1 protein-coding gene is annotated in these 624 nt (G+C 39.1%); it reads right to left on the bottom strand.

Annotated elements, in window-relative coordinates:
* Positions 1-279: 279 nt before the first annotated feature.
* A partial coding sequence (locus tag R7Q46_RS28025) for a substrate-binding domain-containing protein (RefSeq protein WP_318078416.1) occupies positions 280-624 on the bottom strand: 345 nt, incomplete at its 5' end.

Here is a 624-nt window from a genome sequence, read left to right as displayed (position 1 = left end):
GCCCTGTGCGTGACCAGATGAGGATACTTCGTATATTGAATTAACATCACACTTTAGATTTTAAAACGTGATCTTGATTCAATAAATAATGCCATTTTGTGCATGGGTACTCATAATTGAGAATTGTATTTAATGTTTGAAAAGAAGCGGGAATTAATAATTCACATGTAAAGAAAACAGTAACTTATGGAAGTTATTGTTTTTAAGAATGAGGCAAAGTGTGCGGGAAGTGTTATTTTTTTAATAAAAAAAAGCGCCCCTAAGGGCGCTTGTGTTCATTTAATTAAGTTTCTTAACGGTGTTGCGGATAACAATCTCTGGTTGCATCTCGAACACACGCTTTTCGTGTTCTTTATCTTTAATGCGTTCAAGTAGGATCTCAAACGCATTTTTACCCACACGACGTTTAGGTTGGTGAATCGTTGTTAGCGGTGGTGAGAAGTACTCTGCAAGTTCAATGTTGTCGTAACCGATAACAGAAACGTCATCTGGAACCTTGATGCCGTTTTGTTGCAGACGGCTCATTAAGCCAAGTGCCATGGTGTCGTTAAAACAGAATACTGCAGTAGGGCGTTTTTCCATCGCGGTGATCTTGTCTGCAACCAGTACCGCAGTAACACATTC

This window comes from Vibrio sp. 811 (genome assembly GCF_033339195.1).
Note: the sequence above shows the minus strand (reverse complement) of the source record. Positions and strands in the feature narration are given on the sequence as shown.